This is a genomic window from Streptomyces sp. NBC_00457 (assembly GCF_036014015.1).
Taxonomy (GTDB): domain Bacteria; phylum Actinomycetota; class Actinomycetes; order Streptomycetales; family Streptomycetaceae; genus Streptomyces.
The window spans coordinates 10,427,302-10,443,177 of sequence record NZ_CP107905.1 but is presented as its reverse complement, the minus strand read 5'-3'; the positions used below and the strand labels follow the sequence as shown (position 1 = coordinate 10,443,177).

General features: G+C 67.9%; 18 protein-coding genes and 4 pseudogenes. 10 read left to right on the top strand and 12 right to left on the bottom strand.

The window, feature by feature from the left end; all coding sequences use genetic code 11:
• Positions 1 to 84: 84 nt before the first annotated feature.
• The 4 genes from OG828_RS47685 to OG828_RS47670 are packed head-to-tail and all read right to left on the bottom strand — an operon-like array spanning position 85 to position 2,701.
• Positions 85 to 846: an isocitrate lyase/PEP mutase family protein gene (locus OG828_RS47685; protein WP_328504729.1), complete on the bottom strand. Its 762-nt coding sequence runs from the start codon at positions 844 to 846 to the stop codon at positions 85 to 87.
• 30 nt (positions 847 to 876) lie between these two features.
• Entirely contained in the window at positions 877 to 1,365 is a 489-nt protein-coding gene (locus OG828_RS47680) for an SDR family oxidoreductase (protein WP_328505059.1), read from the bottom strand.
• Between the two features lie 24 nt (positions 1,366 to 1,389).
• Entirely contained in the window at positions 1,390 to 1,962 is a 573-nt protein-coding gene (locus OG828_RS47675; RefSeq protein WP_328504728.1) for an SDR family NAD(P)-dependent oxidoreductase, read from the bottom strand.
• Between the two features lie 16 nt (positions 1,963 to 1,978).
• Complete coding sequence (locus OG828_RS47670) at positions 1,979 to 2,701, bottom strand: SDR family NAD(P)-dependent oxidoreductase (protein WP_328504727.1); 723 nt, start codon at positions 2,699 to 2,701, stop codon at positions 1,979 to 1,981.
• A 163-nt stretch (positions 2,702 to 2,864) separates the two neighbouring features.
• Here OG828_RS47670 and OG828_RS47665 point away from each other — a divergent pair, with 163 nt between their 5' ends.
• The 4 genes and pseudogenes from OG828_RS47665 to OG828_RS47650 form a co-directional block, all read left to right on the top strand.
• Entirely contained in the window at positions 2,865 to 3,851 is a 987-nt protein-coding gene (locus OG828_RS47665; protein ID WP_328504726.1) for a sigma-70 family RNA polymerase sigma factor, read from the top strand.
• Between the two features lie 22 nt (positions 3,852 to 3,873).
• Positions 3,874 to 4,089 carry a transposase gene (locus OG828_RS49805; protein WP_443062483.1) on the top strand — a complete coding sequence of 72 codons (216 nt, stop codon included), beginning with the start codon at positions 3,874 to 3,876 and terminating at the stop codon, positions 4,087 to 4,089.
• Between the two features lie 267 nt (positions 4,090 to 4,356).
• Positions 4,357 to 4,593 carry a hypothetical protein gene (locus OG828_RS47655; protein ID WP_328442224.1) on the top strand — a complete coding sequence of 79 codons (237 nt, stop codon included), beginning with the start codon at positions 4,357 to 4,359 and terminating at the stop codon, positions 4,591 to 4,593.
• Between the two features lie 21 nt (positions 4,594 to 4,614).
• Positions 4,615 to 5,221, top strand: a pseudogene (locus OG828_RS47650) (IS5 family transposase); the annotation flags it as partial.
• Position 5,222: 1 nt separating this feature from the next.
• Here OG828_RS47650 and OG828_RS47645 read toward each other — a convergent pair.
• Positions 5,223 to 6,017 carry a MerR family transcriptional regulator gene (locus OG828_RS47645; RefSeq protein ID WP_328504725.1) on the bottom strand — a complete coding sequence of 265 codons (795 nt, stop codon included), beginning with the start codon at positions 6,015 to 6,017 and terminating at the stop codon, positions 5,223 to 5,225.
• A 78-nt stretch (positions 6,018 to 6,095) separates the two neighbouring features.
• Here OG828_RS47645 and OG828_RS47640 point away from each other — a divergent pair, with 78 nt between their 5' ends.
• Together OG828_RS47640 and OG828_RS47635 are read left to right on the top strand one after the other, a co-directional pair.
• Positions 6,096 to 6,458 carry a nuclear transport factor 2 family protein gene (locus OG828_RS47640; protein ID WP_328504724.1) on the top strand — a complete coding sequence of 121 codons (363 nt, stop codon included), beginning with the start codon at positions 6,096 to 6,098 and terminating at the stop codon, positions 6,456 to 6,458.
• A gap of 38 nt (positions 6,459 to 6,496) precedes the next feature.
• Positions 6,497 to 7,285, top strand: a complete 789-nt coding sequence (locus OG828_RS47635; protein ID WP_328371320.1) for an SDR family oxidoreductase — start codon at positions 6,497 to 6,499, stop codon at positions 7,283 to 7,285.
• Positions 7,286 to 7,666: 381 nt separating this feature from the next.
• On the opposite strand, the gene OG828_RS47630 is transcribed toward OG828_RS47635, so the two are convergent.
• Complete coding sequence (locus OG828_RS47630) at positions 7,667 to 8,557, bottom strand: NAD(P)-dependent oxidoreductase (protein WP_328505058.1); 891 nt, start codon at positions 8,555 to 8,557, stop codon at positions 7,667 to 7,669.
• 178 nt (positions 8,558 to 8,735) lie between these two features.
• Between OG828_RS47630 and OG828_RS47625 the strand changes: the two genes are divergently transcribed.
• Complete coding sequence (locus OG828_RS47625; RefSeq protein ID WP_328371316.1) at positions 8,736 to 9,065, top strand: winged helix-turn-helix transcriptional regulator; 330 nt, start codon at positions 8,736 to 8,738, stop codon at positions 9,063 to 9,065.
• Positions 9,066 to 9,181: 116 nt separating this feature from the next.
• Positions 9,182 to 9,948: pseudogene (locus OG828_RS47620) on the top strand (transposase).
• 146 nt (positions 9,949 to 10,094) lie between these two features.
• On the opposite strand, the gene OG828_RS47615 reads toward OG828_RS47620, so the two are convergent.
• From OG828_RS47615 to OG828_RS47590, 6 genes and pseudogenes are all read right to left on the bottom strand, one after another.
• Positions 10,095 to 10,985 (bottom strand): DUF1963 domain-containing protein, encoded by an 891-nt coding sequence (locus OG828_RS47615; protein WP_328442221.1) that lies wholly within the window; start codon positions 10,983 to 10,985, stop codon positions 10,095 to 10,097.
• A gap of 105 nt (positions 10,986 to 11,090) precedes the next feature.
• Positions 11,091 to 11,333, bottom strand: a complete 243-nt coding sequence (locus OG828_RS47610; RefSeq protein WP_443062482.1) for a fibronectin type III domain-containing protein — start codon at positions 11,331 to 11,333, stop codon at positions 11,091 to 11,093.
• Between the two features lie 237 nt (positions 11,334 to 11,570).
• Positions 11,571 to 12,251, bottom strand: a complete 681-nt coding sequence (locus OG828_RS47605) for a GDSL-type esterase/lipase family protein (RefSeq protein ID WP_328504723.1) — start codon at positions 12,249 to 12,251, stop codon at positions 11,571 to 11,573.
• Positions 12,248 to 12,586: a hypothetical protein gene (locus OG828_RS47600; RefSeq protein ID WP_328504722.1), complete on the bottom strand. Its 339-nt coding sequence runs from the start codon at positions 12,584 to 12,586 to the stop codon at positions 12,248 to 12,250. Before OG828_RS47600 ends, OG828_RS47605 begins: the two co-directional genes overlap by 4 nt.
• Positions 12,532 to 13,252, bottom strand: a pseudogene (locus OG828_RS47595) (NPP1 family protein). Before OG828_RS47595 ends, OG828_RS47600 begins: the two are co-directional and overlap by 55 nt.
• A gap of 353 nt (positions 13,253 to 13,605) precedes the next feature.
• A complete protein-coding gene (locus OG828_RS47590) occupies positions 13,606 to 14,352 on the bottom strand; it encodes a phosphotransferase family protein (protein ID WP_328504721.1) in 747 nt (248 codons plus the stop codon).
• A 191-nt stretch (positions 14,353 to 14,543) separates the two neighbouring features.
• On the opposite strand from OG828_RS47590, the pseudogene OG828_RS47585 reads away from it, so the two are divergent.
• Positions 14,544 to 14,733: pseudogene (locus OG828_RS47585) on the top strand (IS5/IS1182 family transposase); the annotation flags it as partial.
• A 97-nt stretch (positions 14,734 to 14,830) separates the two neighbouring features.
• The gene (locus OG828_RS47580) at positions 14,831 to 15,829 is read left to right on the top strand and encodes an RNA polymerase subunit sigma-70 (RefSeq protein WP_328504720.1); all 999 of its coding nucleotides are present in this window, start codon (positions 14,831 to 14,833) and stop codon (positions 15,827 to 15,829) included.
• Positions 15,830 to 15,876 lie beyond the last annotated feature (47 nt).

Below are 15,876 nucleotides of genomic sequence, written 5' to 3'. Positions count from 1 at the left end.
GATCCGGGACGGCGCCGCGCACCACGACGAATGGTGCGCGGCGTGAGCGCTGCGGGGACGACCACACGCCGGTCGGGCTCGTCGTCAGGTCAGCAGTTCCTGACGCACCGCGGCCTTCAGGTCGGCCAGCGCTTGGCGGTAGAACCGGGGGCCGTAGGAGACTCGGGCTACGCCCAGCGCACTGAGCTTGGCCAGGTCGAGCACGTCCGGCCTGGTGTTGGCGTTGATCGGCCCGGGCAATTCGGCGACCAGGGTGGCGAGGTCCCGCTCGTCGCCGACACCGATCGGGTAGACGCAGTCAGCCCCCGCCTCCAGGTAGCGGCGGCCTCGGCGGACCGCTTCCGCGACCCGCTCCTCCTCGGCCACCCCGGCTCCCGGCAGGAAGGCGTCGACGCGCGCGTTGACCACGATGGGTACCCCGGCGTCGTCCGCGGCGGCGCGGAAGGCCGAGAGCCGCTCGGCATGCGCACCGGCGTCGACGAGTCCGCCCGCGAGGTGATCGGTGTCCTCCAGGTTGCAGCCGACCACGCCGATCTCCAGCAACCGGTCCACCAGTTCCCGGGGCCGCAGTCCGTATCCCGCCTCGGCATCCATGGTGACCGGGACCTCCACCGCGCGGGCGATCCGGCCGGCTGCGGCGAACATCTCCTGCCAGGGCGCGCCCTCGCCGTCGGAGTAACCGAGCATCTCCGCGATCGCGGCGCTCGTGGTTGCCACCACGGGGAACCCGGCCTCAGCCATGATCTGGGCGGTGGCCGCGTCCCACGCGTTCGGCAGAACGAGCATCTCATCGGCGTGATGCAGTTCGCGGAGCCGAACGGCATACGCCTTCAAGTCAGCGGTCATGTGTCTCCTTCAAGTCGTGCGGACGCACTGTCAATCGGTGATCAAGCCGCCGGTGAGGTTGGTGATGGCCCCGGTCATCGCGCTGGAGCGGTCCGAGGCGACGAAGGCGGCGACGTTGGCGATCTCGGCGACAGTGGGCAACTGTTTGCGCAGGGTCAGGTCGGCCATGCGGCCGCGGAAGGCGTCGCGGCTGATGCCGTAGGCGGCGGCGTGCAAGCCGTACACCTCGGTCAGCTGCGGCGTTTCCGGCATCCCGGCCGCGTTCAAGCAGACGACTCGGACGCCGTGCGGTCCGAGTTCGGCGGCCAGCCCACGGGACAGAGCTTCGATCGCCGCCCATGCCGGTGCCATGCCTCCCATGAGTGGGACGGCCGTCCGTGACGGGCTCGCCGTGAGCGTCACGATCACGCCTGCCCCCTGCTCGGTCATCCGACGTGCGGCGGCTCTGGCGGTCAGGAAGTTGGCGCTGGAGTAGGTGGCGATGGGCAAGTCGAAGGCGTCGGGCGGTAGATCGACGATCCTGGTGCCGTCAACTACCCGTCGCTAAAGCGACGGGCTTGCACAACGGGCATCACTGGCGGTGATGCTGCGTTTGCGTCCAGCCCCACCCCGGCGCGTGCGCTCCGGTGATGGGGCAGGGGCCGTTGACTGGGCCCCGGGTCGCCACAACTCCCACGCGCGGGCGCGGATGTTGCGGGAGCCGTTCCGGTCTGCGTGATCAACGAATACGCAGTTCCGGCATGCGAACCAGGCCTGCGAGACCCGGTTCGACCTGTCGATGTTCCCGGGCATGAACGCCCGCGGTTCCTCGCAAGAATCACGCTGGATGCCCGTCTGGGGCAGGCTGATGGCGTTGAACGAGATGTCGAGCGAGCCGGCGGTCCGGACCACCGCGTCGGCGTGCGCTTCGACGGCGCCCTCATCCAGCGCATCCACCGCGGCAACCTCGGCGACGCCACCCGCAGCGCGGATCTCATCGGCGGTCACCTCCAGCGCGGCGCTGGTGCGTCCGGTGAGGAAGACCCGTGCTCCCTCCGCGGCGAAGGCCTGGGCGACCGCGCTGCCGACGGCACCGCCGGCTCCGTAGACGATCGCGTTCTTCTTTTCGAGCAGCACTATTAACCTCCGGTTGTCAGGTGGCCGGCACTGCGTCGAGCAGTGCCGCGTTCTGGCGCTCGAGTGCCTTGACCGCACCAGTGCGCCAACTCTCCGCCAGCGCCGCCGACATGGGGTCGGGGAAGATTTCGTCCTCACCGTTCTCCACGCCATCGACGATGGCTCGCGCGACGGCCTGCGGAGAGGTCTTCGGGATGTCCCAGTCGCGGATCATGTCGGTGTCCACGGGGCCGGGCAGGGCCGCGTGCACAGTCACGCCCTGCCGCTTCAACAGGGCGCGCAGCGACTGTGACAGGGAGAACGCCGCCGCTTTGGAGATCGCGTACGCCGGAGTGATCGGCACCGTGGCGAGTGCCGAGAGCGACAGCACGTTGACGATGGCTCCCCGAGAACGGGTCAGCAATGGCAGGAAGGCCTGGGTGACGCCATAGGTGCCGAAGAGGTTGACGGCGAGGTGTTGTTCGAGTATGGAAGGATCGCTGAGGTCGTCGGGGAGAGCCACGCCGGCGTTGTTGATGAGGACGTCGAGCGAGCGCACGCTCTCGGCGGCTGCCCGCACCTGCGCCGCGCTCGTCACGTCCAAGGTCACGGGAGTGACCCGCTCGTCCGGATGAGCCACAGGCCGGCGCGTGGCGGCGTAGACCCGCTTCGCGCCTCGCCGCAGGGCTTCCTCGACCAGAGCCTGCCCGATACCGCGGTTGGCGCCGGTAACCAAAACGGTCCTGTCTGCGATTGTCATGCCGTTCTCCCGATGGATGCGGACCGTCCACTGCGGCGGCTGCCGCTGCGGACACGTTCACTACGAGAGACACAGCGCCCGCCCGAAATTGGGCGCATCGAGAGCGACCAGTTCCGCTGCCCGCCGGTGTCAGTACGACGGAGGATCCAGACGGAGGTGGCAGATGGAACTGCTCCAGCGGGCGCGTGCCGGTGACCGGGACGCGTTCAGTGCCCTGATCGAGCCGCACCGGAGCGAACTGCGGGTGCACTGCTATCGCATGCTCGGTTCGTTGCAGGACGCCGAGGACGCGTTGCAGGAGACGCTCCTGGCAGCGTGGCTGGGCGTCGACGGCTTCGAGGGGCGTTCGTCCCTGCGCACCTGGCTTTATCGCATCGCCACGAACCGGTGCCTCAACCTGCTGCGCTCGGCCGGGCGGCAGCCGGTGACCGCTCCGGTATCGGTATCGCTGCCGGAGCCGAGCCGCCTGGGTGAGGTGCTCTGGTTGCAGCCGTATCCCGACGGCCTGTTGGAGGAGTTCTCCGATCAGGCGCCGGGACCCGAGGCCCAGTACGAGTCCCGCGAGGCGATCTCGCTCGCCTTCGTCACCGCGGTCCAACTCCTGCCGCCGAACCAACGCGCCGTGCTCCTGCTGCGCGACGTGCTCGGGTACCGCGCCCGCGAGACCGGCGAGCTGCTCGGACTCACCGAGGACGCCGTCACCAGCGCCCTCAAACGCGCCCGCGCGACGATGAACGCGACGCGCTCCCCCGTCCCGCCACCGCCCTCACCCGGCGGACCGGAGGAACGTGCGCTGCTCGACCGCTTCGTCACGGCCGTCACCCAACTCGACGTCGACGCGCTCATCGCGCTCATGACCGACGACATCTGGGTACGGATGCCGCCTCTTCCGCTCGAATACCGTGGACGCGACGACGTGCACCGCTTCTTCAGCGTCATCCGCACCCTCCTGGGGCGGATCGATCTGATGGTGCCCGTCCGGGCGAACGGCCAGCCCGCGTGGGGCGAGTACGTGCGCGACCAGACCACCGACGGCCTCCATCTCGCCGGCGTCATCGTGATCGGGCTCGCCGGCGACAGGCTCTGCGAGTTCACCCGGTTCGACACGGCGGTGGCACCGTACTTCGGCCTGCCTCGGACACTCGACTAGGGAGCGTATCGAGTCGTGGGATGTGATCTGGCGGTTCAAGACCGGCGGGCAGTGGCGGGAGATCCTGCAGCAGGAGTTCGGCGCCTGGTCGACCGTCCACAACCGCTTCCGGCAGTGGCGTGACACGGGCGTCTTCGAGGCCCTTCGCCGGAATGGCAGATCAGGCGCGCCCAGATTGCGGGACCGTGACCCGCTGGAGCCGAACCACTCGTGCCAGACCTGCCGCAGCGTGTTGTAGGACCGGACGTGCAGGGCGGGCCCGTAGATCTCGCGTACGTACTGATGGATCAGGCGGGTACGGGTGGGCACGCCGGAGGCAGTGCTGCGAACGTGCGGTGGCTGGGCGGTTAGGCCGTGTCTGACAAATGATCTCTGCGAAGCTTCGGTGTCCGAGCCCGAAGGAGGGGTCATGGGGATTGAGCTGGAACTGCACTCTGGGCGACCAGCACGAAAGAGGTCGTCCCGGGACACCTTGCTGCGGGGTTCTTACGAGCACGGTCAAGCGTTGTCGAGGGTGCTGAGCACCCTCGACCGGCATGGCTCGGGCAAACTCGGCTGGGTGGATCCGTACGGTGACACGCTGTTCAACGAACAGGAAGCTCAAGTCGCCTGCCAGGAAGCCGTCGCCCTGGCACAGGGGTGTACGGACGACCAGCAGAAGGCGGCTCTGCTGGACCTTGCCGAGCTCCTTGAAGTGTGTGCGTCGACGCCAGGCAGCTACTTGTGGTTCATGGGTGACTAGCCATACCTGATCATTGCTCTTGTGGTTGGCCAGGGTGAGTTGACGGATGTGGCGTGGGAGCGGACAGGCCCGCTGCTGCCTCGCCTTGATGGTCGTGGGCGGCCCTGGCGGGACCACCGCCAGGTGGTGAACGGCGTGCTCTGGCGGTTGCGGACCGGGGCACCCTGGCGTGACCTGCCCGCGCGTTATGGCCCCTGGCAGACCGTCTACGAACGCTTCGCCCGCTGGGAGATGGACGGAACCTGGGCGAAGCTGCTGCAGCACGTGCAGGTCAAGGATGATGCGGTGGGCGCGGTGGAGTGGACTGTGTCGGTGGACTCCACCATCAACCGTGCTCACCAGCACGCCGCGGGCGCCCGCAGAAAGGGGCACCGGCTCAGGACGAACACATCCGACGCCTGGCCAGGCGCTCGGCAGGTCCCGAGGCGATTGACCACCAAAGTCCACCTCGCGGCCGACGGCCGCGGCCTGCCCTTGGCCATCGTCGTTACGTCGGGCCATGTCAATGACTCAACGGTGATCGACACGGTGCTGGACGCGGTGCGAGTGCCCCGCCTGTCCGCAGGCCGCCCCCGTCGCAGGCCCGAGAGTCATCGCCGATAAGGCGTATTCGTCTCGCACTGACCGCTTCAGGTGACACGAAAGACCGGCCAGCCGATCTCGGTGCGCCACGCAGCGGGATCGCTTGTGTCACGGAGGCCGACAACGTAGACCTCCCGCACCGGCCCGGCCACCGACATCGCGTTCTCCACCACCCAGGTCCCGAGTTCGCCGTACGTGACCTCGATGCCGTCGTGCTCGCCGATGTGGGTGGTGACGGCCAGTTCCGCGGCCGGCAGAATCTTGGGGTGCACGCGTCCGGTGCGAGGTGGCGCAGCGGTCGGCAGGTAGACGACCGCGTGACCGCGCTCCTGCTCGAAAAGGGCGTTGTCGTAGCTGCCGCCCGGCGGTCCGGTCACGGCGGCGCCGACGGCCGCCTCCAATTCGGCCATCGCGCCTGCGTACCAGGTCGCGACGTCGCGATGCCCGACTACGGCCTCCACCGCCGCGACCGTCCGGGCGGGCTCCGCACGCAGCTCGACGTCGATCGGCGCGGGGTCAGGCCGGAGCAGGCGGCGCAGCGACACGACCGCGGCCCGGGTGCGGTCGAGCGCGTCCTCGAGGCGTTGCAGGTGGTCCGCGACCAGGGCCGCCCGGACACCGGGGTCGGGGGTCCGCAGGATCCGCTGCACATCGCTCAGGGGGACGTCGAGCTCGCGGAGCCGGTGGATGACCTGCGCGGTCGGGATTTGGTCGACGCCGTAGTAGCGGTAACCGGTGGTCTCGTCCACCACGGCGGGTTCCAGCAACGCCGCCTCGTGATACCGACGCAGTGTCCGCACGCTCAAGTGGGTCAGCCGCGAGAACTCCCCGATGGTCAACATCCCCTCATTCTGAACGCTCCCCCTGGGGGAGAGTCCACGGCTTGACCCTCCCGCGCCGTGAGGTCACACGGTGGGCTCATGACACAGCACACCGATCTCCCGTCCGATCTGCTCCCGACCACCGTGCGCGAGTTCTTCGCCGCCCACGTCGACCGCGACGCCGACACCGCCACGTCGTTCCTCGCCGAGGATGCGGTGGTCGTCGACCAGGGCGAGACCTTCCGCGGCCGAGAGGAGGCCCACGCGTTCCTGCGGGACGCCGGGTCCGAGTTCGAGTACACGACCGAGCAGATCGGCGCTCGCCGCGTCGATGACACCCACTGGGTGGTAACCGTGCGGCTCGAAGGCACCTTCCCGGGTGGCGTCGCCGAGCTCGACTACCGGTTCGCGCTGCGCGATGACCTCGTCGCCGAACTCGTCATCGCCAACCACCCAGCCTGACCGAACCCGCGCCACCTCGATCTTCAGTGGAGAGAAAAATGTCTAGTTCAGATCGCGATCGTCTCGACGGCCGCCGGGCGCTGGTCACGGGCGGTTCGAAGGGCTCGGGCAAGGCCGTTGCAGAGAGACTGCGAGAGATGGGTGCCGACGTGTACGTGACGGCGCGAACGATGCCCGACGGGTACGAGCACCCTGACCGATTCATCGAAGCGGACCTGTTGACAATAGAAGGCACCAACGCCGTGGCCGCTCGAATCGCAGAGGCAGGCGGCACACTCGACATCCTGGTGCACGTCGTCGGAGGAGCGTCGACGCCGTCTGGTGGATTCGCGGTCATCACCGATGACCAGTGGCTCACCGAGCTGAACCTCAACCTCCTGGGAGCGGTACGGCTGGATCGAGCTCTTCTCCCGGCAATGATCGCGTCCGGGTCGGGCGTGGTACTGCACTTCACCTCGATCCAGCGCGAACTGCCCCAATACGACGCGTCCTTGGCCTACGCAGCAGCGAAGGCCGCGCTGCGCACATACAGCAAGGGACTTGCCAATGAGCTCGCGCCGCGCGGCGTACGGGTCAACGCAGTCAGTCCCGGCGGAATCGAGACCGAAGCCTACGAAAGATTCGTGGACCGGATCGCCGAGGGCAACGGACTCACACGTGAAGCAGCCAAGCAGACCATCTACGACTCCCTCGGAGGAGTACCCCTGGGACGATTCGCGAACACCGAGGAAATCGCGGACCTGGTCGGGTTCCTGGTCTCGGACCGCGCATCGGCAATCGTAGGCGCCGAGTACGTGATCGACGGCGGCACCGTCCCGACCGTCTGAGCCAGGCACCGGCTCCGAGTAGCCACCCGCGAACAGCTCGATCCGACGGCGGAACCCCCTCCTTCACAAGGAGAACTCTCACACGCTGCTCGGCAGCACCGAGAAGCGCGTCGACGACGCCGTCGACGCGCTTCTGGCACTCGCCTGGTCGTCGAGATCGCATCACGCGGCTCCAGCCCGGCTGCGTGTCACCAGTCTGCGTGTGCGCGCTCAGGTTGACCCACCAGATGGCGGGCCGCATCGGCCACGTGACATTTATCGATGACCCGTGAGCTGGGGCAAGGAGCACCCAGTTGACTACCGCAGGGAGAACACATGACCACACACATCACAGACCGGTCATCCGCCCAACCGGTCGGACCGCCCGTGTACGGTCCCGGGTTATGCGGTCCGCGCCGGGTTCTTGAGTATCTCTGTCAGGGCGGAGATGCTGTGGTCGCCGTAGCCGGCCTCGACGGCTCGCTTCAGCAAGTCATGGAAGGGCTTGTGCCACTCCATGTCGAGGTTCGCTTCCTTGCCGAGTTCCTCGTCATGCGCGGCTCCAGACAGGAACAGACTTACCGAGGACGCGGGCTTGCTGTAGTCGCCGCGGTCAATCTCCTCTGCGAAGACCGGCAGTACCGAGTTGATCATCTCGAACCACTTGGTGCTGAACCGCACCATGGAGGCCACCTCAAGGCCACGCGCCTGCACCGCTGCCGCGCCCTGGAAGAAGCCGACGAGCGCAGGCAGCAGGGTGCCACCCACCGCCATCTCGTACAGGGCAGCGAGATCGGCGTCGGTACCGAGGTAGACGGTGTCACCGCCCAACACCCGCAGCGTCGACGCGAACTCGTCGAAGACGGTGTTGTCGCCGCCGTAATACAGGAGGGTGTCCTTAGCTCCGACGGCGGACGGCACGTTCTTGATCGCCCCGCCGAGGTAACGCGCGCCGTGCCCGAGCGCCCATTCGGCCATCTGACGGGCACCGGCTGGCGAACCGCTGTTCAGGCTCACAAGGGCCCGCCTCTTGAGCGTGGCAGTGGCCGGTTCCAGGGCCTCGATGGTGCTCTCGTATGTGGTCAGGCAGGCGATGATCAGCGGACTCGCCGCGACTGCCTCATCCATCGTGTGCGCGTGAACAGCGCCCTTGGACACGAGCGGCACGGCCTTCGACGCTGTCCTGTTCCAGACGGTGGTCCGGTGTCCGGCGTCAATGAATGCCTCAGCCAATGCGCTGCCCATCGAGCCCAGCCCGACGACGGTCACGGGAGTGCGATGGTGCCCGGTCATACGTTTGCTCCTGCCTGATGCCGATGCATCTGAAGCGTGAAACGGGTCGAATAACTGGCATCGCACGGAGTTGCTGCCCTCTCGGTGCGGCGCCTGATCCATGCTGCGGCGGCACCAACTTTTCTACAAGTACCTACAATTCTGTCTGGTACCCACAGTTTTGTTAGGGGAAGTGCTGGTGCGGAAGCAGAGTTACACCTGCGGCCTGGACGCGGCCATCGACGTCATGGGAGGGAAATGGAAGGGACTGATCCTGTTCTGGCTCGGCGAGGGGCCGCTGCGCTTCGGCGAGTTGCGCCGAACGGTGGTCGGCATCAGTGAGCGGATGCTGATCCTGCAACTGCGGGAGCTGGAGGCCAGTGGCCTGGTGCACCGCGAGGTCCATCACCAGGTGCCACCGAAGGTGGAGTACTCACTGACCGAGTTCGGTCACTCGCTCCTTACCGCTCTCACCCCACTCGGCCAGTGGGGCGAGGACCACATAGAGCGTCTCGAAGCCCTCCGGTGAGCCGGGCACATGGGAAGGCAGTCGAGATCACCGCGGCGACGCCTCGGCCTCTTGACCTACTGCCCGGCCCTCACAAGGCACCCCATAACTGATCTTGATGTGCGACGTTCCCGATCGTGGCAGGTGTGATCACAGCATCGGAGACGTCATGGATAGCCCCGTTCACAGGACTTAGCGCACGGCTCTTCACTCGTCTGGTGGCTGCAGTGCGCCGCGAGAAGGCGGCTGCGCCTATGTGGGGGCGGCCGTGGAAACTTCCTCTGGAAGACCGAGTGCTCCTCGTGACCACCTATTGGCGCACCAACCTGACACTGCGCCAACTGGCCCGCTGTTCGGCATTTCGAGGTCCGCGACAGACCGTGTCATCGACCACCTCGGGCCGATGCTCGCGCTCCAGCCACGCAAGCGGTTCCGCAAGGACACCGTCCTCATCGTGGACGGCACCCTGGTGCCCACGCGTGATCACTCGGTGGCCGAGCAGCCGAAGAACTACCGGTACTCCACCAACCACCAGGTCGTCATCGATGCCGACACCCGGCTCGTCGTCGCCATCGGCCGGCCGGTCGCGGGTAACCGCAACGACTGCAAGGCGCGGGCGGAATCCGGCGCGAAGGACACCGTCGGCGCGACCACGACGATCGCCGACGGCGGCTATCCAGGCACCGACCTAGTGATGCCGCACCGCCGCCGCAAGGGCGAGGAACTGCCCGCTTGGAAGCAAGCGCACAACACGTCCCACAAACAGGTCCGAGCACGCGTTGAGCACGTCTTCGCCCGCATGAAGTGCTGGAAGATCCTGCGAGGTTGCCGACTCAAAGGCGATGGTGTCCACCACGCCATGCTCGGCATCGCCCGCCTGCACAACCTCAACCTCGCCGGATAGACGGCAGATGCCCACGGACGCCATCGCACCCTGACCACGTCGGAGATCAGTTACGGGACAACCCTCAGCGACACCCGCGAGCAGACCCGGAGCGATTCACTTATCGAATTGTCTCGTGCCGTGCCGCGCAGGCTGCGCCCGGCGCCTCATTCGGTGAACTCCTGATAAGAACGCACCCGGTCGAAGCGGGCCGCCGCCAGGTCCTCCCGGCGGATCATCAGCCGGGCATTGGTGTATTTCTCGTCCTGCACGCTGAACTGAGCCAGAGGCAGCCACTCGCGATACACCTGCTGCTTACGCTCCTCCCTGGCCTTGCTGGAACTGTCCTCCCCGGGTGGTGCCAACTCCTCGGCGATCTCGTCTTCGCAGTCCCATTGCTCCCCCCACGCGTGGCCGCCGACCTGGACGCCTTCCCAGTACGGACCAACCGGCAGAAAACGCAGCGTCAGGTCCATCAGGACAGCGGCATGCGGGTGGTCCGCCGGCAGTCCCGGCTTCTCTATGCCGTAATCGGGGTCGAACCCCGGAATGTCGATCCGCAGTGCTGCCCGCAGTTCGACACGCTCGTGCACCGGGACCGGCCTTTTCTCCGCATGAGCGTATTCGGGAACGGCACGCTGCTCGGCCAGGCCCAGGTCGGGAACGTGAACCACTCGAACGAATCCGAGAGCTTCCTCCTCCCCGGTGCAGTGCTTACTGCGCGGATCCTGGGAATACAGGTAGAACAGTTGCAGGAGACCGGTGGCCGGCAGCGTGAACGGCAGTGCCTCCCGTAACCCCTCCCAGGGCAAGGCCGCCAAGTCGATGGTGACAGCCAACGGGAAGGGCTCGGCCTCGACGTCGTGGTCGTTGCCGTCGGCGCGCGGCCACGCCACACCGTCGGGAAGCACCGGCAGTCCACCCACCCATCCGGCGACCGGTCCGGGTCCGGGCCCCAGACGTAGGCAAGGGCGTCCATCCGCCAGGTACGCGTCGACATCCGCAGACGAGACGCCCTGCTCGATCGCCGCCATCCGGAAGGCTCCGTAGAGATCCATGGCGGAAACAGTACGGGGGCAACTCCCGCCCCTGACACGGCCATAGAGAATAAGGATCACCCTCACCGGTCCCGATGCTGTCGTGTGTGCGGGGAGTCAGGGCGTCTAAGGAATCACCGTGCCGGCGATACGTGGTTTGCCTTCGTCGGCCGCGTTCCAGGTTTCCATGAACACGAGATAGCGGTGGCCCGGAGTCAGCCCGGTGGCATGGGCCGACGATGCCGTGGGCGGGTAGCCGAGGACTCTCGACCAGACCGACGGGGTGTCCAGGTCGTAGATCCAGAGCGCGTAGCGGGTGATGGAATCCGCGTACGGCCCCGGAGGCGGGGTCCATCTCACGTCGATCACTCCGGCGAGGGCGGTCGCGTGGATGGTCGCCGGTGGCTGTGCCGTGGTGGGTGGGCCATGCCTTGGACGGGTGCCGACCAGGACGACTTGAGGTCGTCGCCGGCTGAAGCCCGTACTCTCACCTCGTATGTGTGGCCCTCGTAGGGCTCGTTGGTGAACTGCCAGGACAGATCCCAGCGGTTGGCCTGCGCGGCGGGGATGGCTTCCTGCCAGGCGGCGTCCGCGTCGAGGGTGATGTCACGCCACTGGATCGGCGTAGCTGGGCGCGCCGAAGACCTTGGGCCAGGTCACGGTCACACCCTGCTGGGTCCCGTCGAACTGCAGCGAGGTGGGGGTGGCGATCTGCCGGGTGGGCAGGGTGTCCGGCACCGAGGGCGCCGCGGACCCGATCCCGAACTCGTCGTGCAGTGTGGTGCCCAAGGCTCGGGCGATGCGGTACTCGCCCAGCGCGTTGGGGTGCAGCCCGTCGTACGTGGTCGCGTTCGGGTCGCAGCCGTAGGCGCCGTCGACGTCGGCGAGCGCGACCGGTGAGGCGTCGGTGTCCCACTCGGGGATCGCCTTGGCCAGGGCCGCGTTGTAGTCCGTGGTGCGGTGGGGGACGTTGGCCAGCACGATCCGCACGTTGGGGTTGGCCGCGCGGGCGTTGGCGATGAAGTCCTCCATGGTGTCGACCAGTTCGACACCGACGAAGAGCCATCCGATGTCGTTGAAGCCAAACTCGACCAGCAGCGTGTCGGGCAGTTGGTTCTTGGACTTGAGGTCGTTCATCACCGACGTGACGGTGCGGACGTTCTGGCCCAGCTGCCGGCCCCACATCGCGTAGTGCACCGACCCGCCGTTGACGAAGCCCGATGCGGTGTCGCGGGCGGAGGCTCCCGTGAACTTTGCCGGTGCCGGCTCCTGCAGGGTGTGGCTCACGCTGTCCGCCAGCTGAGGAGGCTCGGGTGGACGGGGTCGTCCGGCTTCATGGTGTCGGTCAGCGGACCGACGAACGTCGCGGGCACCTTCTGCCCCTGGACCCACTCCCAGAGCCGGTAGCGCCAGGTGTGGTCGCCCTCGTAGCCATTGCTGATCGAGTCACCGACGATCATCACGTTGCCGAGCGGTCCACCGGGCGCCGGGTCGTCGGGCGCAGGGTCCTCGGGCGCCGGATTCGGGTCGCCCGGAGAGCCCTCGTCACGGCCGTAGTCGAACTCGATCAGGACCTTCTTGATGTCGGTGCAGACGGGGCGCTGGTGCCGTTGGTCGAGCACTGCTGGGTCCACTCGGCGGGAACGGCCCTTTCGAGGTTGCCCGCGAAGGAGGAGTCCTTAATCCCGATCGAGGCGCTGCCGAAGTCGTGGGTGAACGGCGTGTCGCGCAGTCCGCTCGGGAAGCCGAGGTAGGAGACCAGGGGCGAGCGCCGCCAGGTGTCGTAGTGGTTCTCAGGCGGCTCGTCGCCCTCGGTGGCGAAGCGGAAGGCGTGGGTGAGGCCGCCGTCCTTGTGGTGCACGATCTTGGGGTGGGTGCCCTCCCAGCGGACGTCCTCGGCCTTTTTCGGCGTGGTATGCGCCGTGCGCCGACGCGGCCACGTACTTGGCCTGGCCGTCCTGGACCCAGACCGCGATGTGTTCCCAGTCGTGGCGGTGGCCGCCGACGTCGGCCACCTGCGGGACCGCGACGTCCTTCTCGAAGTAGTAGTCGTAGAGATGGACGCACCAGCCGGAGTTGCACCGCTGGCGGGAGTAGGCGTTGGTGTTGTCCAGGTCCGACGTGTCGCGGCAGTCTTCCGAGGGGCCGGTGTAATTGTGGTCGAGGGCCGGCTGCCACTTCAGGTCCGCCTTGGTGGCGTTCTGCGGGAGCGCGTGCGGTGGCTGGGCGGTGGCCGCGGGTGAGGTCGGGACGAGGACGGCGAGCGTCAGCAGGGACGCCGTGATCACGGATGCGATCAGGGCATTCGGTCTGAGCACAAGAGAACGTGACCGGAGCTTTCCGGCCACGCTGAATAATCTTGCAAGACTGGGCTGCCTGTCGGTTCGGGAATTTCGCGACAGTTTTCCCAGCAGTCCCGCCTGCACGTCAAGTGAACCCTTGGCCCAAGCTCCGGTAGCGGTGGGAGCCCTCCGCTCAGGCGACGGAGTCCTCCGCGGGTCCGTGTCGAGGCGGCGGTCGCTCGGCGGTCTCCCAGGCCGGTGCCGTGCTCCTGGTCGGGAGTAAGGGCAGGCGATGGGCCGCAGGAGATGGCCTGCTCGATGCGTCAGAACGCATGCGTGGCAGTCAGGCCCGCGCAGCCTCACATCCGGGATCTCAGCACGTCGACCTCACAGCCCGGCGCGAAGGGGTCGAAGCCGTGCTCGATCAGCCAGCGAACCCCCAGCAGGCTGCGCAACGACCACCACGCGTGGATCACCTCGAGGTCGATGTCGGTGCCATAGCCGGCGATGACGTCGCCGAGGTGCTCCTCATGTCCGAGCGTGAAGGTGGCGAGGTCGTACAGGGCATCACCCTGACCCGCCTCGGACCAGTCGATGATGCCGGTGACCTCGTCGCCGTCCACGAAGACGTGCGCGATCTGCAGGTCGCCGTGCGTGAACGCCGGTGTCCACGGCCGGAGCGCGGCCTCGGCGACCTGGCGGTTGCGGGTGACCAGGTCGGCGGGCAGGACGCCGTTCGTCACGAGCCACTCGCACTCGTCGTCGAGTTCGGCCGCCAGCGCGACGATGCTCCGCCCTGCCCGGCCGGGCCGGGGCGGCAGGGGCGCTTCGTGCAGCCTCCGGATGGCGGCGCCCGCCGCGGCCCACGCCGCCGACGACCCGGTCGACGGCCCGCCGAGGCGCCCAAGCGTCGTCCCCGGGAGTGCGGCGATCGCGAGCACGGGCGGCTTGCGCCACAGGACCTTCGGGGTCGGGACCGGCGCGAGGGACATCGCCTCGACCTCGACGTCGATGCGCGCCTGATCGGCGTCCACCTTCAGGAACACGTCACCGACGCGCAGAGTCGCGCGCTCGGAATGGGCGACGACGACTTCGACCTCATCCATGGGTGACCAGTATCCCGGGGGTGATCGCCTACGTCGCTGGGTTTATCGCATGCCATGACGTCGCTGACCGCGTCCCGCTACACGGTGAGTTGGACAGCCGCTGCCGCCGGCGCAAGTACTCACGGATCTCGCGGGAGGAGTGCGCCCGATGGCGTGATCATCCGGTGCCGTTGACATGCCGTCCGGATACGAAGCTGTCCCGCCGGCAGAAGGCCGTGAACAAGGCCCACGCCTGGATCCGCGGCCGCGGCGAACGCGCCGTCGCCGCCCTTGAGGCCTGGAATCCTGACCAAGTTGCGCGGCAGCCCCTCCCGGACGGCCGAGGAGGTGCGGGCCATCATCGTTCTCCACCCCGTCGAAAGCCCGACCTGCCAAGGATGAGAAGCGCTCAGCCATGCCGACCGACCCCAGTGATGAGTTTTCGCGTCCGCACCCGTCACACCTACGACGGGACACAACGAGGCGGAAGGATGACGTGATGAGTGCGGACACGCGGCTGGAGGGGTGGGACGTGAGCGGGTTGGGCGAGGTCGATGAGCCGGCGTTCTCGGAGCTGGCGGAGCGGCACCGGCGGGAGCTGCATGTGCACTGCTACCGGATGCTCGGGTCGTTCGATGACGCCGAGGACACCGTGCAGGAGACGTTCCTGCGTGCCTGGCGGCGGCGGGAGACCTTCGAGGGGCGGTCGACGTTCCGGGCCTGGCTGTACCGGATCGCCACCAACGCCTGCCTGGACCTGCTCGCCAAGTCCCGCCCGAAGCCTGCGACCGGCGGCGAGGTGCTGTGGCTGCAGCCCTACCCGGACCGGCTGCTCGACGAGCTGCCCGCGGGCGACGCGGACGAGCCGGAGGCCGTCGCCGTCGCGCGGGAGACGATCGAGCTGGCGTACCTGGTCGCGGTCCAGCACCTCGCGCCACGCCCGAGGGCCGTGCTGATCCTGCGGGACGTGCTCGGCTGGCCGGCGAAGGACGTCGCGGAAGCCCTCGGGGACTCCGTCAACTCCGTGAACAGCGCGCTGCAGCGGGCCCGCGCCGGCATGCGGGAGCACCTGCCCGCCGACCGGCAGGACTGGACCGGCGGTGAACAGGACGCCGGGACGCGCGAGCTGGTTCGCCGCTTCACCGACGCCAGCGTGGCCACGGACATCCCGGCACTCGCCGCGATGCTCCGGGACGACGTCCGCTGCTCGATGCCGCCCACGCCGGGCCTGTACGTCGGCCGCGACACGGTCGTGAACAACTGGGTCGAGGACGGCTTCGAGGGCATGAAGGGCCTGCGCGCCATCCTGACCTCCGTGAACCGGCAGCCCGCCGCCGCCTTCTACCTCTGGCAGAAGCAGGAGGGCGCCTACCTGCCGCTGACGATCGACGTCCTGCGCGTCACCGGCGGTTCGATCAGCGAGATCGTCACGTTCCACGACGACCAGTTCCCGCGGCTCGGGCTGCCCGAGCGCCTGCCGGCGGACGGCACTGAGTAGTCCCGGTGCGGACACTCGCTCTGCGCGGTGGCGCGCGTGGCTTCGAC